This is a genomic window from Pedococcus sp. P2_D7, assembly GCF_056404295.1.
In genome coordinates, this window is record NZ_JBFUEH010000001.1 from 340016 (window position 1) to 364218 (window position 24203).

The 24203-nt window shown below is 70.8% G+C and carries 22 protein-coding genes; 8 read left to right on the forward strand and 14 right to left on the reverse strand.

The window, feature by feature from the left end:
- Nucleotides 1–7: 7 nt before the first annotated feature.
- Together AC1DWJ_RS01675 and kdd are read right to left on the reverse strand one after the other, a co-directional pair.
- Nucleotides 8–2455, reverse strand: a complete 2448-nt coding sequence (locus tag AC1DWJ_RS01675) for a phosphoketolase family protein (RefSeq protein ID WP_477619841.1) — start codon at nucleotides 2453–2455, stop codon at nucleotides 8–10.
- Between the two features lie 49 nt (nucleotides 2456–2504).
- The gene (gene kdd / locus AC1DWJ_RS01680) at nucleotides 2505–3575 is read right to left on the reverse strand and encodes an L-erythro-3,5-diaminohexanoate dehydrogenase (RefSeq protein WP_477619842.1); all 1071 of its coding nucleotides are present in this window, start codon (nucleotides 3573–3575) and stop codon (nucleotides 2505–2507) included.
- 86 nt (nucleotides 3576–3661) lie between these two features.
- On the opposite strand from kdd, the gene AC1DWJ_RS01685 reads away from it, so the two are divergent.
- From AC1DWJ_RS01685 to ybaK, 3 genes are all read left to right on the forward strand, one after another.
- Complete coding sequence (locus AC1DWJ_RS01685; RefSeq protein WP_457255274.1) at nucleotides 3662–5107, forward strand: KamA family radical SAM protein; 1446 nt, start codon at nucleotides 3662–3664, stop codon at nucleotides 5105–5107.
- A 79-nt stretch (nucleotides 5108–5186) separates the two neighbouring features.
- Nucleotides 5187–5798, forward strand: coding sequence for a biotin transporter BioY (locus tag AC1DWJ_RS01690; RefSeq protein ID WP_457255275.1), 612 nt, complete (start codon nucleotides 5187–5189; stop codon nucleotides 5796–5798).
- 2 nt (nucleotides 5799–5800) lie between these two features.
- Complete coding sequence (ybaK, locus tag AC1DWJ_RS01695; RefSeq protein ID WP_457255276.1) at nucleotides 5801–6274, forward strand: Cys-tRNA(Pro) deacylase; 474 nt, start codon at nucleotides 5801–5803, stop codon at nucleotides 6272–6274.
- A 4-nt stretch (nucleotides 6275–6278) separates the two neighbouring features.
- Here ybaK and AC1DWJ_RS01700 read toward each other — a convergent pair whose 3' ends face one another.
- On the reverse strand, nucleotides 6279–6701 hold the full coding sequence (locus tag AC1DWJ_RS01700; protein WP_457255277.1) for an Lrp/AsnC family transcriptional regulator: 423 nt from the start codon (nucleotides 6699–6701) through the stop codon (nucleotides 6279–6281).
- A 58-nt stretch (nucleotides 6702–6759) separates the two neighbouring features.
- Between AC1DWJ_RS01700 and AC1DWJ_RS01705 the strand changes: the two genes are divergently transcribed.
- Nucleotides 6760–7755: a 5'-3' exonuclease gene (locus AC1DWJ_RS01705; protein ID WP_457255278.1), complete on the forward strand. Its 996-nt coding sequence runs from the start codon at nucleotides 6760–6762 to the stop codon at nucleotides 7753–7755.
- A gap of 10 nt (nucleotides 7756–7765) precedes the next feature.
- Here the strand turns inward: AC1DWJ_RS01705 and AC1DWJ_RS01710 are convergent, their stop codons facing one another.
- Complete coding sequence (locus tag AC1DWJ_RS01710; RefSeq protein ID WP_477619843.1) at nucleotides 7766–9115, reverse strand: HNH endonuclease; 1350 nt, start codon at nucleotides 9113–9115, stop codon at nucleotides 7766–7768.
- A 253-nt stretch (nucleotides 9116–9368) separates the two neighbouring features.
- Here AC1DWJ_RS01710 and AC1DWJ_RS01715 point away from each other — a divergent pair, with 253 nt between their 5' ends.
- Nucleotides 9369–10013 carry a LysE family translocator gene (locus tag AC1DWJ_RS01715; RefSeq protein WP_457255280.1) on the forward strand — a complete coding sequence of 215 codons (645 nt, stop codon included), beginning with the start codon at nucleotides 9369–9371 and terminating at the stop codon, nucleotides 10011–10013.
- 105 nt (nucleotides 10014–10118) lie between these two features.
- On the opposite strand, the gene AC1DWJ_RS01720 is transcribed toward AC1DWJ_RS01715, so the two are convergent.
- From AC1DWJ_RS01720 to AC1DWJ_RS01750, 7 genes are all read right to left on the reverse strand, one after another.
- Complete coding sequence (locus AC1DWJ_RS01720; protein ID WP_457255281.1) at nucleotides 10119–12956, reverse strand: DEAD/DEAH box helicase; 2838 nt, start codon at nucleotides 12954–12956, stop codon at nucleotides 10119–10121.
- Between the two features lie 10 nt (nucleotides 12957–12966).
- Nucleotides 12967–13866, reverse strand: a complete 900-nt coding sequence (locus AC1DWJ_RS01725) for a YegS/Rv2252/BmrU family lipid kinase (RefSeq protein ID WP_457255282.1) — start codon at nucleotides 13864–13866, stop codon at nucleotides 12967–12969.
- Nucleotides 13863–14669 carry a twin-arginine translocase subunit TatC gene (tatC, locus tag AC1DWJ_RS01730; RefSeq protein ID WP_457255283.1) on the reverse strand — a complete coding sequence of 269 codons (807 nt, stop codon included), beginning with the start codon at nucleotides 14667–14669 and terminating at the stop codon, nucleotides 13863–13865. The genes AC1DWJ_RS01725 and tatC overlap by 4 nt, the downstream gene beginning before the upstream one ends.
- 29 nt (nucleotides 14670–14698) lie before the next feature.
- Nucleotides 14699–14986 (reverse strand): Sec-independent protein translocase subunit TatA, encoded by a 288-nt coding sequence (gene tatA, locus AC1DWJ_RS01735; protein ID WP_056921004.1) that lies wholly within the window; start codon nucleotides 14984–14986, stop codon nucleotides 14699–14701.
- Between the two features lie 67 nt (nucleotides 14987–15053).
- A complete protein-coding gene (locus AC1DWJ_RS01740; RefSeq protein WP_457255284.1) occupies nucleotides 15054–15365 on the reverse strand; it encodes a hypothetical protein in 312 nt (103 codons plus the stop codon).
- 9 nt (nucleotides 15366–15374) lie between these two features.
- Entirely contained in the window at nucleotides 15375–16358 is a 984-nt protein-coding gene (locus AC1DWJ_RS01745) for a helix-turn-helix transcriptional regulator (RefSeq protein ID WP_477619844.1), read from the reverse strand.
- Nucleotides 16355–17344: a helix-turn-helix transcriptional regulator gene (locus AC1DWJ_RS01750; RefSeq protein WP_477619845.1), complete on the reverse strand. Its 990-nt coding sequence runs from the start codon at nucleotides 17342–17344 to the stop codon at nucleotides 16355–16357. The genes AC1DWJ_RS01745 and AC1DWJ_RS01750 overlap by 4 nt, the downstream gene beginning before the upstream one ends.
- 52 nt (nucleotides 17345–17396) lie before the next feature.
- Here AC1DWJ_RS01750 and AC1DWJ_RS01755 point away from each other — a divergent pair, with 52 nt between their 5' ends.
- Complete coding sequence (locus AC1DWJ_RS01755) at nucleotides 17397–18521, forward strand: DUF3866 family protein (RefSeq protein ID WP_477619846.1); 1125 nt, start codon at nucleotides 17397–17399, stop codon at nucleotides 18519–18521.
- A gap of 82 nt (nucleotides 18522–18603) precedes the next feature.
- Here AC1DWJ_RS01755 and AC1DWJ_RS01760 read toward each other — a convergent pair whose 3' ends face one another.
- The 3 genes from AC1DWJ_RS01760 to pafA form a co-directional block, all read right to left on the reverse strand.
- Complete coding sequence (locus AC1DWJ_RS01760; RefSeq protein ID WP_457255287.1) at nucleotides 18604–18990, reverse strand: FKBP-type peptidyl-prolyl cis-trans isomerase; 387 nt, start codon at nucleotides 18988–18990, stop codon at nucleotides 18604–18606.
- Nucleotides 18991–19051: 61 nt separating this feature from the next.
- The gene (locus AC1DWJ_RS01765) at nucleotides 19052–19999 is read right to left on the reverse strand and encodes an FKBP-type peptidyl-prolyl cis-trans isomerase (RefSeq protein WP_457255288.1); all 948 of its coding nucleotides are present in this window, start codon (nucleotides 19997–19999) and stop codon (nucleotides 19052–19054) included.
- Nucleotides 20000–20110: 111 nt separating this feature from the next.
- Nucleotides 20111–21478 carry a Pup--protein ligase gene (pafA, locus tag AC1DWJ_RS01770; RefSeq protein ID WP_056921010.1) on the reverse strand — a complete coding sequence of 456 codons (1368 nt, stop codon included), beginning with the start codon at nucleotides 21476–21478 and terminating at the stop codon, nucleotides 20111–20113.
- Between the two features lie 66 nt (nucleotides 21479–21544).
- Here pafA and AC1DWJ_RS01775 point away from each other — a divergent pair, with 66 nt between their 5' ends.
- Both AC1DWJ_RS01775 and AC1DWJ_RS01780 read left to right on the forward strand, forming a co-directional pair.
- Nucleotides 21545–23044, forward strand: a complete 1500-nt coding sequence (locus AC1DWJ_RS01775; protein WP_477619847.1) for a coiled-coil domain-containing protein — start codon at nucleotides 21545–21547, stop codon at nucleotides 23042–23044.
- A complete protein-coding gene (locus tag AC1DWJ_RS01780) occupies nucleotides 23037–24203 on the forward strand; it encodes a hypothetical protein (protein WP_477619848.1) in 1167 nt (388 codons plus the stop codon). Before AC1DWJ_RS01775 ends, AC1DWJ_RS01780 begins: the two co-directional genes overlap by 8 nt.

Below are 24203 nucleotides of genomic sequence, written 5' to 3' on the forward strand. Positions count from 1 at the left end.
GTCGAAACTACCGGCCCGTCCGGTCGGTCGCCGGGTGGCCGCCCAGGCCGCGCCACGTCCAGTCGGCGATCTCGGGCAGGTCCTCGAGGTGCTCCTCGATGTAGGGCCGGTGCTCGGCCAGCCGTCGCTCGCACAGCTCGGTCAGGGTGTCCCAGCCGGCCACCCGTCGCTCGGCCCTGCGCAGCACCTCCAGGGCGAGGTGGAAACGGCTCATCCGGTTGAGCACGACCATGTCGAACGGCGTCGTCGTGGTGCCCTGCTCGCTGAAGCCGCGCACGTGGAACCGACCCGGGTCGCTGCGGCCGTGGATGAGCTGGTGGACGGCGCGGGGATATCCGTGGAACGCGAAGACCACGTGCTTGTCTGGGGTGAACAGCCCGTCGAACGTGCTGTCGGAGTATCCGTGGGGGTGGTCGTTCTCGGGCAGCAGCCCCATCAGGTCGACCACGTTGACGAACCGCACCCGCAGGTCCGGCACGTGCTCGGCGAGCAGCTCCACCGCGGCCAGCGCCTCCTGGGTCGGCACGTCGCCGGCACAGGCCAGCACGATGTCCGGGTCGTCGTCCGGGCCGCAGGTGCTGGCCCACTCCCACACGCCGGCGCCGGCGGCGCAGTGCGCGTGGGCCTCGTCGAGGGTGAGGTACTGGAGGTGCTTCTGCTTGTCGACCACGATGAGGTTGACGTGGTTGGTGCTGCGCAGGCAGTGGTCGGTGATCGACAGGGTGGTGTTGGCGTCCGGCGGCAGCCAGACCCGCACGACCTCCGGCGACAGCGGGATGAGGCAGTCGATCAGCCCGGGACCCTGGTGGGAGAAGCCGTTGTGGTCGTTGCGCCAGCAGGTCGAGGTGAGCAGCACGTTCAGGGACGACACGTCAGCGCGCCACGGCAGCTCCTGCGCGTGCTGGAGCCACTTCACGTGCTGGACCGCCATCGACGCCGACACCATCGCGAACGCCTCGTAGGTCGCGAAGACCCCGTGGCGACCGCTGAGCAGGTAGCCCTCGAGCCAGCCCTCGCAGAGGTGCTCGCTCAACACCTCCATGACCCTGCCGTCCGGCCCCAGCTGCTCGTCGGTGTCCCGCAGCGGACCCATGAAGCAGCGGTCGGTCACCTCGAACACCGGCTGCAGCCGGTTGCTCGCGGTCTCGTCCGGCGAGAACAGCCGGAAGGTGCCGCCACCGTCGGGACGGGCCGTCGCGGCATACAGGTCGCGCATGAGCCGACCCGAGGTGATGGTGTTCTCCAGCGAGAGCTGGCCACGCGTGGACGGCGTCACCGTGAACTCGTGCGCCGTGAGGTCCACCTCGGGCAGCTCGGCCCTCAGCCGCCCGCCGTTGGCGTAGGGAGTCGCCGACATCCGCTTGTCCCCCTCCGGCGCGAGGTCACGCAGCGCGGGCACGAGCCGCCCGTCGGCGTCGAAGAGCTGGTCGGGGCGGTAGGTCTGCAGCCACTCCTCGAGCATCCTGAGGTGTTCGGGGTCCTTCGCGAGGCCGGACAGCGGCACCTGGTGGGCGAGGTTCGTGCCCTCGACCTGCTTGCCGTCGACCACGGCCGGACCGGTCCAGCCCTTGGGCGTGCGCAGGACGATCGCCGGCCACGCGTGCCGGACCGGCTGCGCCGGCCCGTCGCCGTCGCGGGCCTCGTCCTGGATCTCCCGGATCCGGTCGTGGGCGGCGGCCAGGGCGGCGCGGAACGCCGGGAACACCTCCTGGGGGTCGTCGCCGCTGACGGTCACGGGGTCCCAGCCCTGGCTGCTCAGATAGGCCTCGACATCCCCGTCGCTGGTGCGCCCCAGGACGGTCGGCCCCGCGATCTTGTAGCCGTTGACGTGCAGGATCGGCAGCACCGCGCCGTCCCGACGCGGGTTGAGGAAGTTCGGCAGGCGCCAGGAGGCGGCCATCGGGCCGGTCTCGGCCTCCCCGTCACCGACCACGCAGGCCACGACGAGGTCGGGGTGGTCGAACGCCGCCCCGGCGGCATGGACCAGCGCGTAGCCGAGCTCGCCCCCCTCGTGGATGGAGCCCGGGGTCTGCACGCTGACGTGGCTGGGGATGCCCCCGGGCGAGGAGAACTGGCGGAACAGCCGCAGCACGCCCTCGGCGTCGTCACCGACGTGGGGGTAGACCTCGCTGTAGGTGCCCTCGAGCCAGGCTGCCGCCACCAGTGCCGGACCGCCGTGTCCCGGGCCGGTGACGTAGAGCCAGTCGGAGTCGGTCTCGCGGATCCGCCGGTTCACCAGCGCGTAGATCATCGACAGGCCCGGACTCGTGCCCCAGTGCCCGAGCAGTCGCGGCTTGGTGTGGGCCAGGGCCAGCGGCTCGCGGAGCAGGGCGTTGTCGCGCAGGTAGATCTGCCCCACGGTCAGGTAGTTGGCCGCGGCCCACCACCGCAGGTCGAACTCGAGGTCCTCGGCGGAGTAGGTCAGCTCTTCGGGCACGACGGAGTTCTGCGGCATGCGCCAACCCCACCACGCTGCGTGGCGCAGCGATAGGCCCTTGGTCCTGCTACTCCTCCAGCCGTCCCTCGAACAAGCCGCGCACCGCGGCGTTGCTCCGGATCAGCTCCAGTGCGTATGCCGCATGGCCAGGGACGTAGCCGTTGCCCACCAGCATGCGCACGTCGGCCGCCACGCCCTCGGCGCCGAGGGCGGCTGCCGCGAAGTGCGTCGCCATGGAGAAGTAGATGATCGTGCCGCCCTGGGCGGTCGACAGGATGGCGGGCTGCTCACACCCGGGCACATCGACGCAGACGACGGTGACGTCAGCCGGACCGCCCGCCGCGGCCACTGCCTCCGAGAGGCCCAACGGGCTGCGCGCGTCGGCGATGACGACCTCGTCGGCCAGGCCGGTGCCTTCGAGCAGGTCGGCCTCACGCTGCACGGGCACCACCGCGATCCGGCGACCGGCTCCGGCATCGGCGGCAGCAGCGAGGGACAGCGAGCCGGACTTGCCGGCCCCGCCGAGGACCGCCACGGTCGGCGCGAGTCCGCGCTCGGCATACTCACGCACGACCCTGGCGACGAGGGCAGGGGCGCCGCACACGTCCATCACCATGAGGGCAAGGTCGGGGTCGAGGTCCTCGGGCAGCTGGGCGGCGATCGATCGCCCGAAGAGGATCGCGTGCCCCTGGGCCGGGACGCGTTCGGACCGCCCGTCCCAACCGCCGAGCTCGTCGGTGATCACGAGCGGGGTCAGGGACAGGGAGACGAGGGTGGCGACGCGGTCGCCGACCGACAGACCGAGGGTCGACTCCGGTCCGACCTCGGCGACGGTGCCGATGAGCATGCCGCCCGAGCCGGTCACGGGGTTCTGCATCTTGCCCCGGGTGGCGACGATCTCGAGGACCTCGGCGCGGACCGCGTCGCCGTCCCCGCCGTGCTTCTCGGTGAGCTGGCGGAACGACGCGGCGTCGAGGTTGAGCGTCTCGATCGCGATCCGCACCTCGTCGGGCCACAGCTCGGCGGTGGCGTCCAACCGGGCTGCGGCCTGCGGGAGGCAGGCCCCGGCCGGTTCGAGCACGCGGTGCAGACCCACCGGCGAGGACGGCGTGGATCGGCGTTCGATCGACGCAGACACAGAATCTCCCATCAATAGCGACACTCACCGCAAAAGTTGCGGCGGTTGGTCGATTTCATCGGAACCTGTCCCGTATCCTGCCATGCATGAGCACCGCGATCGAGCAGCCCTACGTCTACCGGCACCGCGAGCTGGTGGAGCCCGACTGGACCCGGTTCCCCGGCTGGCGTGACGTGACCGCCACCGACTGGGCCAGCGCCCAGTGGCAGCGCGCCCACTGCGTCAAGAACATCAAGCAGCTCCGCGAGCTCATGGGCGACCTGCTCACAGACCCGTTCTACGCCGACCTCGAGCGCGACCAGGCCGAGCGGGCGACGATGTCGATGCTGGTGCCGCCGCAGATGATGAACACCATGGTCAGCGAGCTGACCTGGGCCGACGGCACGCCGCCCGCGGCGGGTGCCGAGTTCACCCGGGCGTTCTACGCCGACCCGATCCGGCGCTACATGCTCCCGGTGTTCTCCGACCGTCGCACCGACTGGCCCTCGCACCCGCACGCCACCCGCGACAGCCTGCACGAGCACGACATGTGGGTCGCCGAGGGCCTCACCCACCGCTACCCCACCAAGGTGCTCGCCGAGCTGCTGCCGACCTGTCCGCAGTACTGCGGCCACTGCACCCGCATGGACCTCGTCGGCAACTCCACGGCGGTGATCGACAAGCTCAAGCTGACCGGCAAGCCCGTCGACCGATACGCGGCGATGCTCGCCTACCTCCAGCAGACCCCGCAGGTGCGCGACGTCGTCGTCTCCGGCGGTGACGTCGCCAACATGCCGTGGAAGAACCTCGAGGGCTTCATCGACAAGCTCCTCGACGTCGACAACATCCGCGACATCCGGCTGGCCACCAAGGCGCTCATGGGTCTGCCGCAGCACTGGCTCCAGCCCGACGTGGTCGAGGGCGTGGCCCGCGTCTCCGCGAAGGCGCGGTCGCGCGGTGTCTCGCTGGCGATCCACACCCACGTCAACAACGCCCAGTCCGTCACCCCGCTCGTCGCGGATGCGGCCAAGGCGATGCTCGAGGCCGGCGTCCGCGACGTGCGCAACCAGGGCGTCCTCATGCGTGGGGTCAACGACACCACCGAGCAGCTGCTCGACCTCTGCTTCGCGCTCCAGGACGACGCGATGATCACCCCGTACTACTTCTACATGTGCGACATGATCCCGTTCTCCGAGCACTGGCGGCTCTCGCTCGCCGAGGCGCAGCACTTGCAGCACTCGATGATGGGTTACCTGCCCGGCTTCGCCACGCCGCGCATCGTGTGCGACGTGCCCTACGTCGGCAAGCGCTGGGTGCACCAGGTCGACAGCTACGACACCGAGCGCGGTATGTCGTTCTGGCGCAAGAACTACCGCACCTCGATCGAGGGCGCGGACACCGACGCGCTGTCACGCGACTACGTCTACTACGACCCGATCTACACGCTGCCCGAGGCCGGTCAGCAGTGGTGGCGCGAGGAGGGCGACCACGAGGCTGCCCACGCCGTGGCCGTCGAGCGCGCCGCCGCCAGCCGTGAGGCGTCGCTCGTCTGAGTCGGTGACGCGGGGGGTGTGACGTGGTCGACGTGAGACATGCGTATGCCGCGTGGCCGGCTTTCGCTAGGTTGCTCCCGTGACTGCTATCGCCCTCCCCCGCAAGCGCGTCCTCGCCGACTACGTCCCTGCCGTCGCCGGTGTCCCGGCCTCGGTCGGGGCCCGGGTCCGCGACCTCGCCCTCGTCGCCGCAGGTGCCGGTTTCATCGGCCTGCTGGCGCAGTGGCACATCCCGCTCCCCGGCACGCCGGTCCCCCTCACGCTCGGCACCTTCGCGGTGCTGCTCACCGGAGCCTCGCTCGGCGGCCTGCGGGCCCTGCTGAGCGTCGGCACGTACCTCGTCGCCGGTGGCCTCGGGGTCAACTGGTTCGCCAACCACAAGGACGGCTGGGGCGGCGTCACCTTCGGCTACATCATCGGCTATGTCATCGCGGCGACGCTCGTCGGCTGGCTGGCGCAGCGCGGTGGTGACCGGACCGTCGCCAAGACCGTCGTCACCATGGCCCTCGGCAACCTGATCATCTACGCCGTGGGTGTGTCCTGGCTGATGAACGCGACCGGCATGGACCTGCAGGCCGGGCTGAAGGCTGGCATGACCCCGTTCCTCATCGGTGACGCCATCAAGATCGCGGCGGCCGCCGGCCTGCTCCCTGCAGCCTGGTCGCTCGTGAAGCGCGTCGAGAAGCGCTGAGGTTGGCCTCAGGCACTCCTGCCACGACGGCCCTGACCCGACTCGGGCTGGCCTTCGAGCTGCACCCCTACGACCATGACCCGGGAGCGGCCTCCTACGGAATGGAGGCCGCTGCCGCGTTGTCGGTGCCGCCGGGCCAGGTCTTCAAGACCCTGCTCGTGATCGGTGACTCGGGTCTGGCCGTGGGTGTGGTGCCCGTCGACCGGCAGCTCGACCTCAAGGCAGTTGCCTCGGCGCTCGGGCTGAAGAAGGTCGCGATGGCGCAGCCGTCTGACGCCGAACGCTCCACCGGCTACGTCGTGGGTGGCATCTCCCCGATCGGTCAGCGCAAGGCGCTCCCGACGGTCGTCGACGAGTCAGCCCTGAGCTTCGAGCGGGTCTACGTCTCGGGTGGGCGACGCGGGCTCGACCTCTCCCTGGCACCAGGTGACCTGGTGGTCGCGACGAAGGCAACCATCGCGTCGATCGCCCGCTGAGTCTCTACTCCCAGGGCGTCGAGAGCACCACGGTGGTGCGGGTCGCCACGTTGGCGGCGGCCCGGATCCGAGCCAGCAACGTCTCGAGGTCGCCGGGAGTCCGCACCCTGGCCTTGAGGATGTAGTTCTCCTCCCCCGCCACCGAGTGGCAGGCCTCGAGCTCGGTGATGTCGCGCAGTCGGTCGGGGATGTCGTCGGGCGCAGCGGGATCCAGCGGTGAGATGGAGATGAAGGCCGTCAACGGGAGGTCGAGGGCAGTGAAGTCCACGAGCGCGGCATACCCCTTGACGACGCCACGCTCCTCGAGCCGGCGGACCCGCTGGTGCACCGCGGAGGTGGACAGGCCCATGGCCTTGCCCAGGTCGGTGTAGCTCATCCGGCCGTCGGCGCGAAGCAGGTCGACGATGCGTCGATCGAGGTCTTCCACGCCCATACCCTACTGAGGACGGGCCCGTCTCGCGGGTCGTAGTGGGAGCATGTCCGCCATGACCCCGCCCGCCGGCACCGGCCGTCTCATGCTGCTCGACAGCGCTTCCCTCTACTTCCGGGCGTTCTTCGGTGTCCCCGACCAGCGATCTGACCCCTCCCAGCCACCCACGAACGCGATCCGTGGGTTCCTCGACATGATCGCCTCCCTCGTCACGACCCACCAGCCGACCCACCTCGCGGCCTGCTGGGACAACGACTGGCGACCGCAGTGGCGGGTCGACCTGCTGCCCAGCTACAAGGCGCACCGGGTGACGGAGGAGTCGCCCGCACCCGTGGCGGGGACGGCGCCAGACCAGGCCCACCCGGCGTCGGACGACACCGTCGCCGAAGAGGTGCCGGACGACCTGGCGCCCCAGGTGCCGGTCATCGTCGACGCGCTGGCAGCGCTGGGGATCGCCCGGCTGGGGGCCGACGGCTTCGAGGCCGACGACGTGATCGGCACCCTGGCCACCCGGTGGGGCGGCACCATGAAGGTCGACATCGTGACGGGAGACCGCGACCTCTTGCAGCTCGTCGACGACGCTCGAGGCGTGCGCGTTCTCTACACCGGCAAGGGCGGGGTGCGAGACCCCGACCTCGCGACCCAGGACTACCTGCGGGAGCGGTATGCCGTGGAGAGTGGTGACTCCTACCTGGACATGTCGGTCCTGCGCGGCGACACCAGCGACGGTCTTCCCGGGGTCAAGGGCATCGGCGACAAGACCGCGGCTCAGCTCATCGCCGAGTACGGCTCGCTCGCCGGTCTTCGCGCGGCGGTGGACTCTGGGGTTCCGGCCATCAAGGGAGCCCGGCGGGCCAACCTCGAGGCGGCGACGGCGTACCTCGATGTGGCGCCCACCGTGGTGCGGGTGACTCGCGACGCACCGGTCGACGAGGTGGACCTGGCCCTGCCGACCGAGGTGGCGGACCCCGTGCTGATGAGCCGGATCGCGAGCGAGTTCGGGGTGACCAGCTCGTTCAACCGGGTGCTGTCCGCCCTGCGCATCGAGTAGCGGGGTCGAGCTACGCGGCCGCCAGCCTGACCTCGAGGGCGTGCTCGACCCAGCTGAAGTCCGGGCTCGCTCGCCTGGCCTCGAGCAGGGGCGCTGCCGTCGAGTCGTAGGTATGGCCGGTCGGCGTGCGCAGCCGCACCCGGTGTCGCCTGTCTGAGAGCCCAGGCCGACCACCCGCAAGTCCGTCCTGCAGCACCTCTGCGCTCCAGCCCACGGCTTCCTTGGTCTGGTTGCAGGCCTCGCACAGGCCCTGCCCGTTGCCGGCGCTGGTCGGCCCGTCACGACCGGCTGCCACGACGTGGTCGGCGTGCCGGATCGGGGCATCGCACCACGGAGTGCGACAGGTCTTGTCGCGCAGGACCAGGAACCGCCTGAGGCCGTCGGGGAACAGCCGCCTTCGGCTCTCGAGCGCCACGAGCTGCCTCTCGTCCGGGCTGACGAACAGTCGACGGAACCAGATCGGGGCACCACCACGTGCCGCGGCGTCGAGCAGGCGACGGGCGGGACCCGCACCGATCGGCCCGTGACCCAGCACCTCGCTTGGCTGGTCGTCTGAGCCAAGCAGAGCGTCGACCGGCATCACGAGGTTGACCTCGATGGGGACGGCGTCGGCGGTCGCCTGGCCGGTGACCCGCTCGACGAGCGTGTCGGCCATGATCTGGCCGCGGCCACGCCCGTCACCCGCAGCGATCAGCTCGGTCGCGCGGCGGTCCAACGCGGCATACGTGGCGACGCCTTGGGCCACCGGCAGGAGCCCACTCAGGTAGGTCATCGTGTCGGGCGCTGGCCGGAGGGACACGCAGCGCTCGGCGGCGGCCTTGCTGGCCCGACGGGCCACCGACTCCGGGTCGAGCTGGGCGGCGAGCCCTCGCGCTGCTCGCGCCACTTGTGCATCACCCATGGATGGAAGGTCAGCAGCGAGTCGGCGGTCGACCTCACGCCGGTCCTCGACGGACAAGACGGCTGTCTCGCGACACAAGACGGTCGCGCGCCACTCGCTGAGCCGTCCTGCCGTGAGGTGGGCCATCGTCTCGGGCATCTCGTCGACCATCGCCCGAGCGAAGCCCAGGTGCCTCGACCCGCGATGCGGCGACTCGCGCCGCGCCAGCGCGATCTGGGCAGCCACTCCCCTGCCCCGCTCTCGGGCGGGGACGCCCGAGGCGGCCTGCGCGGACTCCTGCGAGGCGGCGAACTTCACCGCCAGCCTGGCCTGCGCGGCCGCGGCCGCACCTTTGAGCGACTCGAGGGTGCTGATCAGGTCGATGCGCTCGGCATCGGACCCACCCTCGAGCGCGGCCAGGGAGGCCATGAAGGTGCGCACGGCGTCGACCGCCTGGCTCACATCCCCCGACTCGAACATGTGTCCACCCTAGAGGGAGGGTCTGACAATGGTTCGGGCTGAAGCCGCCACACTGCACTCACTGCAACAGGCGACGCCGACCTGCACGGAGGGCTCGACCGCAACTCCGAGCGTCAACCCGCTCAAGAGCCCCCTGATCGCGGCCTGAGCGACGAGATTGACCCTTGAAGCGTGCCAAGTAGCCACTCACGGGCCCGTCCCAGCGGGTCGCTGCCGAGCACAACGGTGGGATCGCCTGCCCTATCGTTGACCGGTGCCCAACCAACTCATGCCGTTCCTCGCGGTCATCTCGTTGCTCACGGTGACTCCCGGGCCAGACATGGCCTTGGTGCTTCGTAACGGGATGCGCGGAGGCGTCCGGACCGCTTGGTGGACGGGTCTTGGCTGCTGTGCGGGTATCGCGGTCTACGCGGCCGCTTCTGCGGTCGGGCTGGCGGCGGTGCTTGCCGCCTCCGCCGCCGCGTTCACGGTCATCAAGTTTGCTGGTGCGGCCTACCTCATCTATCTAGGGGTGACGGCGCTCGTGCACTCCCGAAAGGCGGCAGGCGCCGCCGACGACCAAGTCGCGGCCCCAGGTGGCGTCCCCGAGGCGGTACTCGGACGCAAGCAGGCGTTCCGCCAAGGGCTCATGAGCAACCTCCTCAACCCAAAGATTGCGCTGATCTTCCTGACGCTCATTCCGCAGTTCATCTCGCGCGGAGAGGAGCCGTTCGCCACTACAGCAGTTCTCGCTGCGGCGTTCCTCGGCATGGGGATCGTGTGGTGGCGAATCTTCTCGCTTGCCGTCGGCGTTCTCGGGAGCATCATGGCGCGTGACAGAGTGCGCGTCGCTGTTGAGCGGGTCACGGGCCTCGTGCTCATCGCACTCGGTGTGAGGGTCGCCGTCGCCCATCACTGACGCGACCGCTCATCGGCCAGATCCGGTCGTTGCGGGCCCGGCTCGCGGCAGCCACCTCCGACGCCCGGCCGGACCTTCGGACTGCGGATGCTCCGCTCCAACCCCTCAGTCGAGGCGGTCGGCGGCGACCACGCCACGCATCACGGCGTCGATGGCCTTGCGCGACGTGGCGCGCAGGGTCGGCTCAGGAGCCGCGTCACCGATCTGGCCGAGCAGGTCGACCACCTGCTTGCAGCGCCGCACGAAGTCGCCGGCCGCCATGTCGGACCCCCGCAGCACCTCCTCGAGCTGTCGACCGCTTGCCCAGCGGTGCATCATCCAGGCCATCCCGGCGTCGGGGTCGCCGGTGAGCGGCAGGCCCAGCTCGCGCTCGCGGTCCTCGAGCACCGACCAGAGCCGGTTCATCTCGCGGACCGCCTCGGCCACGTCCTCGTTCGGCATCCGCGGTGACGGGTCGGTCTCGTCGCGCCGAGGCTCGTGGATGAGGGCTGACACGACCGACGCGAGCCCGGCCGGGTCGAGCCGCTTCCACACGCCGAGGCGCAGGCACTCGGCCGCGAGCAGGTCCTTCTCGGTGTAGAGGCGACGGAGGTTCTCGCCCTGCGCAGTCACCAGGTCACCGCTGTCGGACAGGTAGCCCATCTCCCCGAGCAGCGTGCAGATCCGGTCGAAGGTCCTGGCGACCGAGTTGGTCCGCCCCTCCACCTTGCGCTGCAGCCCGACGGTCTCGCGCTTGAGCCGCCACCACCGCTCCGCCCAGCGGGCGTGGTCCTCACGGTCGGGACACTGGTGGCACGGGTGGGCCTTGAGCTGGCGACGCAGCTCGGCGATGCGGCCGTCCTCGGCGCTCCCTGCGTATGCCGCGGAGCCACGCGAGCGGGACGGCGGCGGGTCGTGGGGCACCGCGATGCGCAACGAGGTGGCGAGGTCGCGACGGGCTTTGGGGCTCTTGGCGTTGAAGTGCGGCGGCACCTTCACGTGCCCGACGGCCTCGACGGGCGTGGGGACGTCGACGAGCGTCAGCTTGAGCAGCTGCTTGTCCTCGGTGACCACGGTCGGGGCCGGTGTCTCGCCCCGGTAGGACTTGGACGGCTGCACCACGACGGCGTACCCGGCGCGACGACCCGACGGGATCTTGATGACGTCGCCGATCCGCAGCGTCTCCAGCGAGACCGCAGCCTCGGCTCGTCGACTGGCCGACCGCTCCCGGGCGCCGTCCTTCTCCAGCCGGGCGATCTCGTGGCGCAGCGCGGCATACTCCGCGAAGTCGCCGAGGTGGCAGGCCATTCCCTCGGCGTACCCCTCGAGGCCCTCCTCGTTCTTCCGCACGGCGCGGGCCATGCCGACGACGGCACGGTCGGCCTGGAACTGCGCGAACGACGTCTCGAGGATCTCGCGGGACGTCTCGCGCCCCACCTGGGCCACGAGGTTGACGGCCATGTTGTAGGTCGGGCGGAACGACGAGCGGAGCGGGTAGGTGCGGGTGGACGCCAGCCCGGCCACGGCGAGCGGGTCCATCCCCCGGTTCCACTGCACCAGGGCGTGGCCCTCGACGTCGATCCCCCGGCGGCCGGCCCGACCGGTCAGCTGGGTGTACTCGGCCGGCGTGATGTCGGCGTGGGTCTCGCCGTTGAACTTCACGAGCTTCTCGATGACCACGGTGCGCGCCGGCATGTTGATGCCGAGGGCCAGCGTCTCGGTGGCGAAGACCGCCCGGATCCGGCCGGCCGTGAACAGCTCCTCGACGATCTCGCGGAAGGTGGGCAGCATCCCCGCGTGGTGGGCGGCGAACCCTCGGGTGAGGCCGTCGACGAAGTCCCAGTAGCCGAGCACACCGAGGTCCTCGTCGGCCAGGGACGACACCCGCTCCTCGACGGTGCGCCGGATCTTGTCTCCCTCGGCCTCCGTGATCAGCCGGACGCCGTCGCGCAGCAGCTGACCGACCGCCGCCTCGCAGCCAACCCGGCTGAAGATGAAGGTGATCGCGGGGAGGAGTCCCTCACGCTCGAGCCGCTGGACGACCTCCGAGCGCGTCGCTCCCCCGCCGGGACGTCCCCCAGACGTGCGGGCCATTCCCCGGCCGCCGTGACCACCGCCGGGCCCCCGCGGGCCCTTGCCCCTGCCACCGCGGCCGTGCCGGTCGGAGTGTGAGCCGTGACGGGCCCCTTCGTCCCACCGACCGCGTTGCTCCGACTGGCGGATCGCCTGCAGCAGCTCGGGATTCACCCTCGTGGCGTCGATGCCGGTGACGGGAGCGGACGCCTCGTCGACGAACAGGTCGTACATCGACTGCGAGACCATCATGTGCTGCCACAGCGGCACCGGCCGGTGCTCCGACACGATGATGTCGACGCCGCCGCGCACCTCGGACAGCCACGCACCGAACTCCTCGGCGTTGCTCACGGTGGCGGACAGCGAGACGACCTGCACGTCCTGCGGGAGGTGGATGATGACCTCCTCCCACACCGCCCCGCGGAACCGGTCGGCGAGGTAGTGCACCTCGTCCATCACGACGAAGCCGAGGCCGTGCAGGGTGGACGACCCGGCATACATCATGTTGCGGAGCACCTCGGTCGTCATGACGACGACGGGTGCCTCGCCGTTGATCGAGGAGTCGCCGGTGAGCAGCCCGACGTTCTTCGCGCCGTGGCGCCGGACGAGGTCGTTGTACTTCTGGTTGGACAGCGCCTTGATCGGGGTGGTGTAGAACGCCTTGCGACCGCTGGCCAGGGCCAGGTGCACGGCGAACTCACCGACGATGGTCTTGCCCGCACCCGTCGGCGCCGCGACGAGCACGCCACGACCCGCCTCCACGGCTTGGCAGGCCTGCACCTGGAAGTCGTCGAGGGGGAACCCGACCGTGGCCGCGAAGGCGGCCAACTGCGACTTCTCGTATGCCGCGCGGCTGGCGTTTGCGGCGTATCGCTCAGCGGGCGTCGACATGCTCCCGAGCCTACGGTGCGGCAGGCGCCAGCACCGTCACCGCGCCGGGGACCACCTCGACGGTCAGCGGCAGCGGGGCGAACCGCTCGCCGTCGGCGTAGGCCACGATGCCGGCGGCCTCGAGCGTGACCGACCGACCGCGGATGATCTCGACCGCAGGATGACCCACGTGGGCGCCCTTGAACACCTTGGGAAAGACCTTGAGGAACTCCATCGTGCTGATCTCGTGGAGCAGGAGCACGTCGAGCAGGCCGTCGTCGAACTGCGCGTCCGGCAGCACCTGCATGCCTCCCCCGTAGCTCGGTCCGTTGCCGACCACGACGAGCATCGCCTTGGTCTCGTGACGGACCCCGTCCACGGTCACGACATAGGGAATCGCCTTGAACAGCGGGAGCTCGCGGAGGATGGCGAGGTTGTAGCGCATCTGCCCCTTGGGCCACGGCCAGGTGTTGGCACGCTCGTTGACGAGCGAGTCGAAGCCGGCACCGAGCACCCCCACGTACCAGTGCCGGATGCCGTGGGCGTCGACGTGGCGGACGGCATCGATGGTGCGGGGCACGCCGGTGGTCACGAGGTCGGCCGCCCGCACCGGGTCGTGGACCGGCAGGCCCAGGCCACGGGCGACGTCGTTCCCGGTGCCGGCGGCGATGATGGCCAGCGTCGTCTTGGTCTCCGCCGCGAGGTCGACGCCGAGGTGCACCATGCCGTCACCACCCACCACGGCCAGGACGTCCAGGCCCTGCGCGATGGCGCCGAGCGCGCGGTCGCGAGCCGCGGCATACGTCTCGTCGGAGAGGTCGACGACGTCGTGGCCGGCCGCCCTCATCCGCTGGGCGACCTCGATGCCGAGCGACATCCCCCGGTTCTTCCCCGAGGTGGGGTTGACGACCAGGCCGATGCGCTTGGTCACAACGACGAGGCCTCGTCGTCGGGCACCTCGACCCACTCGGGACGGTTCTTGCGGCGCGCCCGCTCGATGAGCTTGCTGACGAGGATGGCCGCCACGTAGAGGATGCACAGCGGTATGGCCAACAGGAACATCGTGAACGCGTCCGGCGTCGGCGTGGCGATGGCCGAGATGACGAAGATGCCGAAGATCGCCGGCCGCCAGGCATTGATCATCGCGGAGGCGGGCAGGATCCCGATGGCGTTGAGCGCCACCAGGAAGACGGGCATCAGGAACGCGCAGCCGAAGGCCAGGATGAACCGGGTGACGAACGAGAAGTAGTCGCTGACCTGCTGGATGTTCGACGCGCCGGCAGGCGTGAACCCGTAGAGCACCTCCAGCACCTTCGGCAGCACGTAGTAGGCCAGTGCACAGCCCGCCAGGAACAGCGGAACGGTCGCCGCGATGAACGCGAGCGACACCCGCCGCTCCTTCTTGGTGAGGCCCGGCACGATGAAGGCCCACAGCTGGTAGAGCCACACCGGGCTCGAGAGCAGCACCCCGACGAAGATCGACAGGCTGACCTGCTGGGAGAAGGCCGCGGTGGCGTTACCGAAGTTCAGGCTGATGACGCTCGTGGGGTTCTGGTTCTTGTACTCGTTGAACGGTGCCGCCAGTTGGTCGTAGACCCGCTCGTAGGAGATCCAGCCCAGCACCGCACCCGCGAGGAGGGTGATCGCGGAGATCAGGAACCGTCGGCGGAGCTCGCGCAGGTGGTCGCCGAGGGACATCCGCCCCTCAGGGTTGCGGGCACGCCGGAAGGCCATGGTCGTGGGTGGCGAAGGAGCTGGGGACTCTAGGAGGCGCCGGAGCTGTTGTCCGTGCGCGGGGTGTTGTCCTCGCGGATCGGGTTGGTGCCCTCGGTGCCGGGGCTCGCGCCCGCGTCCTTGACCGTCTCGCCCTTCACGGTGTCAGCGCTCGCCGCCGACTTGCCGTCGTTCTTCATCTCGTCGACCTCGGACTTGAAGATGCGCATCGACCGACCGATGGAGCGCGCGGCATCCGGAAGGCGCTTGAAGCCGAAGAGCACGACCAGGAGGACGAGCAAGATGATGAGGTGCCAGCCCTCGAACAGTCCGCGCATGCTACTCATTTCCTCTCGGTCACCAGGTGACCATGATCTCGGTCGTGCCGGGGGTGCGGCACTGCAGTCAGTCTAGGTGTCGGGCCCAGCTTGGACGCCGCGCGGCCAGCCGGGCGCGCCGCTGCTGCTTCAACGAGGCGCGGGTGGCGTCGCGTTCCCGGCGCAGCTGACGGGGGTCGCCGAAGATGTCGGCTTGCGGAGGAGGAGGTCGCTCACCGAGGCGGTCGGTCTCGGCCTGCAGCGCGGCCACGGTCCGGGAGGAGCGGCTGACCTCGGCCGTGAGCTCCTTGAACTGGCCCCAGACGCCCCAGGCGCGGGTCGCCAGGTAGGCCAGCGCGATCAGCACCAGCAGCGCCCAGATCAGGATCCACCACCACACGGGACGACCCTACTCGTAGGCCTGCAGGGCCTCCTGTGCGCCCTCGCGCACGGAGGCCGCCACGTCGGCCGGGGCGAGGACCGTGCCGCGGCCGCCGAGCCGCCAGACCAGCCGACGGAGCCAGAGGGTGTCGGCCGTGCGCAGGGTGACGGTCTGCGACCCGTCGGGCTCGGTCTGCACCGAGTCCACCGGGTAGTAGTCACTGACCCAGGTGGCCCCCGGCTGCAGTCGCAGGGTGACGGGGGTGTCGTCCGGACGGGGGGTGAAGGCCCCCAGGTCGAGGTCCCGCAGCTGGGCATCGGGCGGTGGAGTGCCGTCCTCGTCGAGCACCTCGAGGCGGGCGATCCGGTCCATGCGGAAGGTGCGGGTGTCCTGGGCGAGGTGGCACCACCCCTCGAGGTACCAGCGCGAGTCGAGGTTCACCACGCGCATGGGGTCGACGTCACGCTCGGTGGCCTCGTCGCGGCTCGGCACGAGGTAGCGCAGGTGCACCCGGCGATGCCCCTCGACCGCACGGCGGGCGTCGGCCAGCAGGTCAGCCTCGACCCCCTCGTTGATCGACACCTCGACGCGGGCTGCGGCCTCGGCGCTCGCGCCGGTGGCCTGCTCGAGCTTGGCCATCGCCCGCTCGATGGCGTCCCGCTCCCCCAGGCCGGGGACCGAGGCCAGTGCACGCAGTCCCACCATGAGGGTCAGGGCCTCGTCGCGACCGAGCCGCAGCGGCCGGGCGATGGTGTCGGCGTTGGTGACGAAGACCCTGCCGTTCTCCCACTGGGCGTCGATCAGCTCGTCGGGCATCTGCCCGTAGCCACAGAGGAAGAGCAGGCGCAGGTCGGTCTCGAGCTGCTCGACAGTGATGCCGAGCTCGGCGGCTGCCTGGTCGAGGTCGATCCCCTGCCGGGCGACGAGCCACGGCACCATCGTCAGGAGCCGGGCCAGCCGGTCGGTGGCCGTCTCCGGGAGGGTCCTGGCCCTCTTGGGAGGCGGCGTCATGCCGCACCGCCCGAGTGCGCGGCCAGCGCGCCACGCAGTCGCTGGACCACCAGCTCGCGCACCTCCGGCGGAGACGTGACGACGACGTCAGCGCCGTAGCCAGACACCTCGTCGGCCAGCGCGTCGTCGTCGCCGAACGGCACCACCAGCTCGCTCCACTCCCCCAGGTCGGTCGTGCTCGTGGCCCGGCGACGCAACGTGTTGCCCCGGTCGGCCCGGACCCGGACGACCGCGTCGCGGGTCCGCTGCTCACCCACGGAGGTGCTGATCATCTCCTGCGCGCGGTGGTCGGCGGGCACGGCATACGGCTGCGCCTGCCTGACCTCGGTGACGTCGCCGTCGATGCGCGACAGCCGGAAGACCCTCGCCGCGTCGCGGTCCAGGTCGAAACCTGTGAGGTACCAGCGCCCGTGCCACGACGCGAGCCCCCAGGGCTGCACGACGCGGGTCATCACCGCGCCCTCGCCACCAGTGCGGTAGCCGAAGGAGATCGTGCGCTGCCCGACGACGGCGTTCTTGACCGGCTCGAAGGCCGGCTCGCTGGTGCCGAGGCGGGGCTCGATGCCGATGAGCGAGTCACCGTCACGTTCGATGCCGGCCGCCTTGAGCTTGCGCAGCGCCTGGGCCGCGGGACCGGCCAGCGAGGCGTGCGCCCACGTGCGGCTCGCCAACCCCAGCACGGCCAGCTCGTCGGCCTCGAAGGAGATGTCCGGGAGGGCGTACTCACGCTGGTCGATCCGGTAGCCCACCTCGTCGTCCCACGCCCCGCCGATGTCCTCGGTGACGAGCGGGATGCCGAGCTCGCGCAGCTCGTCCTTGTCGCGCTCGAACATCCGGTCGAAGGCCTCGTCGCTGGTGGCGTCGCCGTACTGCGGGACGACGGCACGGATCCGCGACTTGGGCAGGGGGCGGCGGGTGTAGAGCAGGCAGAGCACGAGGTTGAGCAGGCGCTCGGTCTTGGCCGCCGGACCGGTGGGGGAACTCACCCGCCCGACGCTACCCGAGTGGGACCCGCCCCTCGTGGCTAGTCTGCGTGTCGTGATGCAGTGGCGCGAGGGAACGGTCGAGCAGGTGCGTGGCCGGTGGCCGGGCGCCGTGGAGTATGCCGTGCGGCTGGGCGGTGCTCACCCTGACGACCATGACGGAGCCGAGCTCGTCCGGGCGCTCGCCTACACGGCCCTGGTCGGTGAGCCGCAGGTCGGTGACCGGGTGCTGCTCAACGCCTCCGCGCTGCTCCGGGGGCTCGGCACCGGGGGCCTGGCCTTCATCGTGGCCGCGCCCGACCGGCTGCCGGTGGACCCCGAGGCGACCGGGGGGCACATCGTCAAGGCGAGGTACACCCCGCAGCAGCAGATGTTCATGGCGGTGGACGAGCAGGACAGCCGGCACCACGACGTCATGACCGGGCCGCTGGCCGCCTCCGGTGACCTGCTGGGCATGCCCGTCGTCGTCGCCGACCTGCACTCCGCCCTGCCGGCCGTGCTCGCCGGGATCCGGCTCGACCGCCCGCACGCCCGGGTGGTCTACCTCATGACGGACGGGGGCGCCCTGCCACTCGCCTTCTCGCGGAACGTCGCGACGCTGACCGACGAGGGCTGGCTGGCCGGCACCGTGACGGTGGGCCAGGCCTACGGCGGCCAGTACGAGGCGGTGACCTTGCACTCCGGGCTGCTCGCGGCGAAGCACGTGCTCGCCGCCGACGTCGCGGTCGTCATCCAGGGTCCGGGCAACGTCGGCACCGGCACCGCCTGGGGCTACACCGGAGTCGCCGCAGGCGAGGCGCTCAACGCCGTCAGCACGCTCGGCGGCCGAGGGGTCGCGGCGCTGCGGGTCTCGGACGCCGACGCCCGTGAGCGGCACCGCGGGATCTCCCACCACAGCACCACGGCCTACGGCCGGATCTGCCTCGTGGCGGCGGACGTCCCGCTGCCCACGGACCGGTCGGAGTTCGGGCTGCTCGTCGCCGAGCAGGCGCACGCCATGGTGCGCAGTGCCCAAGGGGCCTTGCGGGTGCGGGAAGTCGACGCCGACGGTCTCGACGCTGCCCTGCGGGCCGTGCCGGTGCGGCTGTCGACCATGGGTCGCTCCCTCGACGAGGACCACGCGGCGTTCCTCTACAGCGCAGCAGCCGGGCGCCACGCCGCTCACCTTTATCGGGTGTAGGGACAACGTTGCGCTTCACCCGAGAACCGAACTCGGGTGAAGCGCAACGTTGTCGGGTCCAGCTCCGGGCGGACCGGTCTGCTCAGCGCACGTCCACGAGGTCGACCACGAAGATCAGGGTCTCGCCCGGCTTGATCGCGCCGCCGGCGCCACGGTCGCCGTAGCCCAGGTGCGGGGGGATGACCAGCTTGCGACGGCCGCCGACCTTCATGCCGACGATGCCGTCGTCCCAGCCACGGATGACCTGGCCGACGCCGAGCCGGAAGTCCAGCGGCGCGCCGCGGTTCCACGAGGCGTCGAACTCCTCGCCGGTCGAGTGGGCGACCCCGACGTAGTGCGCCGAGATGGTGTCGCCGGCTCCGGCCTCCTGGCCGTCACCCTCGGTGAGGTCCTCGATGATCAGCTCCGCAGGGGCCGCGTCGCCGGGGAAGTCGATCTCGGGCTTGGTGGTGTTGGGGTCGAAACCCATGGGGTTGCTCCTTCGCAGGGGGATGGTCGGGCTGGGGGTGGTTCAGGTGGAGCTGGGCGGGTCAGTAGGCCGCGAGGATGTCGACGACGAACACGAGGGTGTCCGTGCCCTTGATCTTCGGGGGGCTCCCTGCGGCGCCGTAGCCGTCGGCCGGCGGGACCACCATGAGGACGCGGCTGCCGACGGTCTTGCCGACGAGCTGTGCGTCCCAGGCCTTGATGACCTGCTGCTTGCCGATCACGGTCTCGAAGTACTTGGTGGGGCTGTTGGCGGAGGAGTCGAAGATGGACCCGTCCTTCCAGAGCGCACCGGTGTAGGTCACGCGGATGGTCTGCCCGGCCTGCACCGTGGCGCCGGAGCCCTCGATCAGGGCCTGGCCGACGGTCTTGGTCGGCGGCTTGGCGCCCGTGGGGATGGTGATGGTGGCGGCCTTGCCGGTCTCCACCTTCACCGTGGGCAGACCCTTCGCCGGCGCGACCTCCTTGCCCTCGGCGGAGGCCAGCGGCTTGGTCGCCGCCAGCACGTCCATGAGGAACACGACCGTGTCGGTGCCCCCGACCTTGATCTCCGCGTTGCCCTGCGTGCCGAACGCGTCCTTGGGCGGCATGGCCACCAGCACGCGCGAACCGATCCTCTGGTTCAGCAGGCCCTTCTTGAGGCCGGGCAGCAGGTCGCTGGCGCCGAGGTTGAGGCCGAGGTTCTGCTTGCCGAAGTTGCTGTCCAGCACCGAGGAGTCGTTGCCATTGACCAGGACGTACTTGAGGCTGACGATCTCGTCTCCCTTGACCGTCGCGCCGGTGCCGGCCTTGACGACCTTGGTGGTTGTCTCGGCCACCGTGAGCGGCTTGGGGTTGACCGTCACGGTCGGGGCGGTGGTGTCGCTCCCCCCGGTCACCGTGATCTTGTCGAGCGCGGAGCCCTTGGTCTCCTTGGTGTCACCGCAGCCGGTGAGCGCCAGGGCTGCCGCCAGAGCGGCGGCAGTGAGGGCAGGAAAACGTCGCAGATGCACGGTGAAGGACTTTCGCTGGGGGCGGGGAACCAGCGCCCACCATAACCTTCACGGCTGGCAAAGCCCGATTCGTCCCGCTGTGCCGGCCACCCGGCCCACCGATCCGCGGACTCAGCCGCGCATGCCCTCGATGAGCCGGTCGACGCGGGCGTCCACGGCAGCGAAGGGGTCCTTGCAGAGCACCGTGCGCTGGGCCTGGTCGTTGAGCTTGAGGTGCACCCAGTCGACGGTGAAGTCGCGTCGGTGCTCCTGCGCGGCCTTGATGAAGTCGCCCCGCAGCTTGGCCCGAGTGGTCTGCGGCGGCACCGTCTTGGCCTCGAAGACTTCCGGGTCGGTGGTGATGCGCGCTGCCCGACCGTGCTTCTGGAGCAGGTAGAACACGCCGCGCTCGCGGTTGACGTCGTGGTAGGCGAGGTCGAGCTGGGCGATCCGGGCGTGCTCCATCGGCAGGTCGTGCTTGGCCATGTAGCCGGTGATGAGCTTGTGCTTGATCACCCAGTCGATCTCGGTGTCGACCAGGGACAGGTCACCGGTGTCGACCGCGTGGATGGTGCGCTCCCACAGGTCGAGGACCTGCTTGTGGATCGGGTCCTCGAGGCCCTCCCGGTCGGCGAAGGCCTGGGCGCGTTCGAGGTACTCGGACTGGATCTGCAGCGCGGACAGCTCCCGGCCGTTGCTGAGGCGGACGGTCTTGCGGCCGGTCATGTCGTGGCTCATCTCGCGGATCGCCCGGATGGGGTTCTCCAGCGTGAGGTCGCGCACCACCATGCCGGCCTCGATCATCCGCAGCACGAGGTCGGCCGACCCGACCTTGAGCATGGTGGTCGTCTCGCTCATGTTCGAGTCGCCGACGATCACGTGGAGCCGGCGGTAGCGCTCGGCGTCGGCATGGGGCTCGTCGCGGGTGTTGATGATCGGACGGCTGCGGGTGGTCGCCGACGAGACGCCCTCCCAGATGTGGTCGGCCCGCTGGCTCACGCAGTAGGTGGCGCCCTTGGAGGTGGTGACGACCTTGCCCGCGCCACAGGTGATCTGGCGGCTGACCAGGAACGGGATGAGCACGTCCGACAGCTGCTGGAACTCCCCGGCCCGGCCCACGAGGAAGTTCTCGTGGCAGCCGTAGGAGTTGCCGGCCGAGTCGGTGTTGTTCTTGAAGACATAGATCTCGCCCTCGATGCCCTCCTCCGCGAGCCGCTCCTGGGCGTCGGCCACCAGGCCCTCGATGATCCGCTCCCCCGCCTTGTCGTGGACCACGAGCTGGCGGACGTGGTCGCACTCAGGGGTGGCGTACTCGGGGTGGGAGCCGACGTCGAGGTAGAGCCTGCTGCCGTTGGAGAGGAACACGTTGGACGAGCGGCCCCACGAGACCACCTTGCGGAAGAGATATCGGGCCACCTCGTCGGGGGTCAGCCGTCGCTGCCCCTCGAACGTGCACGTGATGCCGTACTCGTTCTCGATCCCGAAGATCCGCCGGTCCATGATCCCACTCTAGGCTTTACCAGCCTCTGGTCCGCGAGGTTGACGCACCGTGGAATCATGGGCGCCATGCCCGACGCCCACGCAGCGGACGGGGGAAGCCGTAGCCCAGGCTCGACCACCACCCAGGTGGGCGACCTGACGCGGCACACCCAGTCCATCCTCGAACGCGCACAGGCCTATGCCGACGCCATGCGAGCCGAGACCGACGAGGTCCTGGCCGCCGCACGAGCTGACGCCTCCCGCATCCGCGACGAGGTCCAGTCGCTGCTCGACGACGCCCAGCGCCAGCACGCCGACGCGGTGCGCGACCGCGAGCAGGCCGGGCGCGCGCTGGCGGACGCGACCCGCGAGGCGGAGTCGCTCGTCGCCGACGCCGCCGAGCAGGCCTCGATGCTCAACGAGTCGGCGAGCCGCACGAGCGACGAGGCGGTCACCTCCGCGCGCGCCGAGGCAGCGGCCCTCCTCGAGGAGGCCACCGCGCGCGCGGAGTCCCTACGCAGCAGCGCCCAGGTGGACTACGACGCCGCGATGGCGAGGTATGCCGCGCACGAAGCCGAGCGCGACGCGGACTTCCGTGCGGGTGTCGAGAAGATGGACCTCCACTTCGCCGAGCGCGACGAGCAGGAGCAGGCCGCGCGGGCCGCCTTGCTGGAGGAGGCCACCGCAGCGGCGGCGCAGCACCGCGAGGACGCCCAGATCGAGGCCGAGCGCATGATCGGCGCCGCCGCGATCCACGAGGAGGAGACGGCCACCAAGGCCGCCGCCCTGCTGGAACAGGCCCGGACGGATGCCCAGGAACGCCTCGACCGGGCCCACGCCGAGGCCGGCGAGATCATGACCCAGGCCGAGGACCACCTCAAGTGGGGCCAGGACACGGTGCGCCGCATCCTCGACGAGGGTGACGCCGAGGTGCGCCGGATGCGCAAGGAGACCCACCGCGAGCTGGCGGCCAGGGTCCGCTCACGGCGCCAGCTGATCCAGACCGCCCTCGCCCAGACGGCCCACCGAGCCCGCTCTGACCGCGAGTCGGCCAAACTGGAGTCCGACCGGCTCCGCGCCCAGGCCGAAGCCGTGATGGCCGCCGCGCAGGCACAGGCCGAACGCACCACCGCCGCGGCGGCCGCCGAAGCCGAGCGGGTGCGCTGGACCGCCGCCGAGACCGAGCGCGCGGCGGACGAACGCGCCGAGCGGCGGCTGGAGGAGGCCGAGAAGGCCGCGCGGATGGTCCGGGAGCGGACCGCCCAGGAGATCGAACGCCTCCAGCGCGAGACGCACGAGTCGCACCGCCAGGCCCGCGAGGAGCTGGTCACCACGACCGCCCAGGCCCGGGCCGATGCGGACCGGGTGCGCGACGAAGCGCGTGCCATGCTCGAACGCGCACGGTCCGAGGTGGCCGCCCTCGCCTCCCGCCGTCAGGACATCACGACCCAGCTGGGCCACCTGTCGGGCGTGATCAACGCGCTCTCGGTCCCCGAGAAGTCCGCAGACCCCGCGAGCCCCGACACCCCCGACACGCCAGACACCCCCGACCCCATCCCCCATGAAGAACGGAACGACCATGAGTGACACGACCTCCTTCCGCAGCGTCCTGCGCGGCTACGACCCGGCGCAGGTCGACCAGTGGCGTGCGGAGCACGCGGGTGCCCTCGAGCAGGCGCGCCAGGAGGCAGCCGAACGCACCGTCGAGGTCACCGAGCTGCGAGCCTCGCTCGCCCGCGCCCAGGACGAGCAGACCGGCGCCGCCCAGGAGCTCGCCAGCCTCCGCGAGGAGCAGAGCAAGGCCGCCGCCCCCACCTACGCCAACCTCGGCGAGCGGATCGGCACCATCCTCGGCCTCGCCGACGAGGAGGCCGACGAGATCCGGTCCAACGCGCGGGCCGACGCCGAGACCCTCAAGGGCACCACCACCCTCGAGGCCGACCGCGTCCGCTCCGAGGCAGACCGCTACGCCGAGGACGTCCGCACCAAGGCCGATGCCCAGGCGACCCAGGTCGTCGAGAAGGCCAAGCAGCAGGCTGACGCGATCCTCGACGACGCCGACCGCGAGGCTTCCGCCCGCCGTGAGGAAGCCGAGGCCTTCTACGAGCACCAGCGGGCCCGTGCCGCCTCGGCCGCCGCCGACTTCGAGGCCACCCTCGGCCAGCGGCGCGACAAGGCCGCTGCCGAGTTCTCGGCCCAGATGGCCGCCCAGCAGGACGCCCTCACCCAGGCGCAGGACCGCGCCTCGACCCTGTCCGCCGACAGCGAGCGGGCCCACGCCGAGGCCCAGGCCGAGAGCCAGCGCGCCCTCGAGGCAGCCAAGGCGGAGGCCGAGCACCTCGTCGCCGCCGCCCGCGAGCAGGCCGAGCGAATCCGTCGCGACTCCGAGCGTGAGCTGTCCGCCGCGACGCAGCGGCGGGACAGCATCACCGCGCAGCTGAGCAACGTCCGGCAGATGCTCGCGACCCTCGGCGGGGCCGCGATGGTCGACGGACTCGACGAGCACCACGACGCCCCGGCTGAGCCGGCCGCCGCGGCGGCGGTGCCAGTCGAGGACATCGACGAGGACGAGGCAGAGCTGGTCGACGAGGGTGGGGTCGACGAGGCCGGGGCCGACCAGGTCGAGGACCTCGACGACGTCGCGGACGACGACACCGACGAGGACGACACCGACGAGGACGACGAGGCCGAGGACGACGCGGACGACGAGGCCGAGGTCGACGAGAAGGCCGGCACGCGGGCCTGA

Coding starts and splice junctions, on each gene's coding strand:
- tatA (WP_056921004.1), bottom strand. CDS start 14,986: ATGCGCGGACTGTTCGAGGGCTGGCACCTCATCATCTTGCTCGTCCTC.
- AC1DWJ_RS01685 (WP_457255274.1), top strand. CDS start 3,662: ATGAGCACCGCGATCGAGCAGCCCTACGTCTACCGGCACCGCGAGCTG.
- AC1DWJ_RS01675 (WP_477619841.1), bottom strand. CDS start 2,455: ATGCCGCAGAACTCCGTCGTGCCCGAAGAGCTGACCTACTCCGCCGAG.
- AC1DWJ_RS01745 (WP_477619844.1), bottom strand. CDS start 16,358: ATGACGCCGCCTCCCAAGAGGGCCAGGACCCTCCCGGAGACGGCCACC.
- AC1DWJ_RS01780 (WP_477619848.1), top strand. CDS start 23,037: ATGAGTGACACGACCTCCTTCCGCAGCGTCCTGCGCGGCTACGACCCG.
- pafA (WP_056921010.1), bottom strand. CDS start 21,478: ATGGACCGGCGGATCTTCGGGATCGAGAACGAGTACGGCATCACGTGC.
- AC1DWJ_RS01760 (WP_457255287.1), bottom strand. CDS start 18,990: ATGGGTTTCGACCCCAACACCACCAAGCCCGAGATCGACTTCCCCGGC.
- AC1DWJ_RS01705 (WP_457255278.1), top strand. CDS start 6,760: ATGACCCCGCCCGCCGGCACCGGCCGTCTCATGCTGCTCGACAGCGCT.
- AC1DWJ_RS01710 (WP_477619843.1), bottom strand. CDS start 9,115: ATGTTCGAGTCGGGGGATGTGAGCCAGGCGGTCGACGCCGTGCGCACC.
- AC1DWJ_RS01775 (WP_477619847.1), top strand. CDS start 21,545: ATGCCCGACGCCCACGCAGCGGACGGGGGAAGCCGTAGCCCAGGCTCG.
- AC1DWJ_RS01720 (WP_457255281.1), bottom strand. CDS start 12,956: ATGTCGACGCCCGCTGAGCGATACGCCGCAAACGCCAGCCGCGCGGCA.
- tatC (WP_457255283.1), bottom strand. CDS start 14,669: ATGGCCTTCCGGCGTGCCCGCAACCCTGAGGGGCGGATGTCCCTCGGC.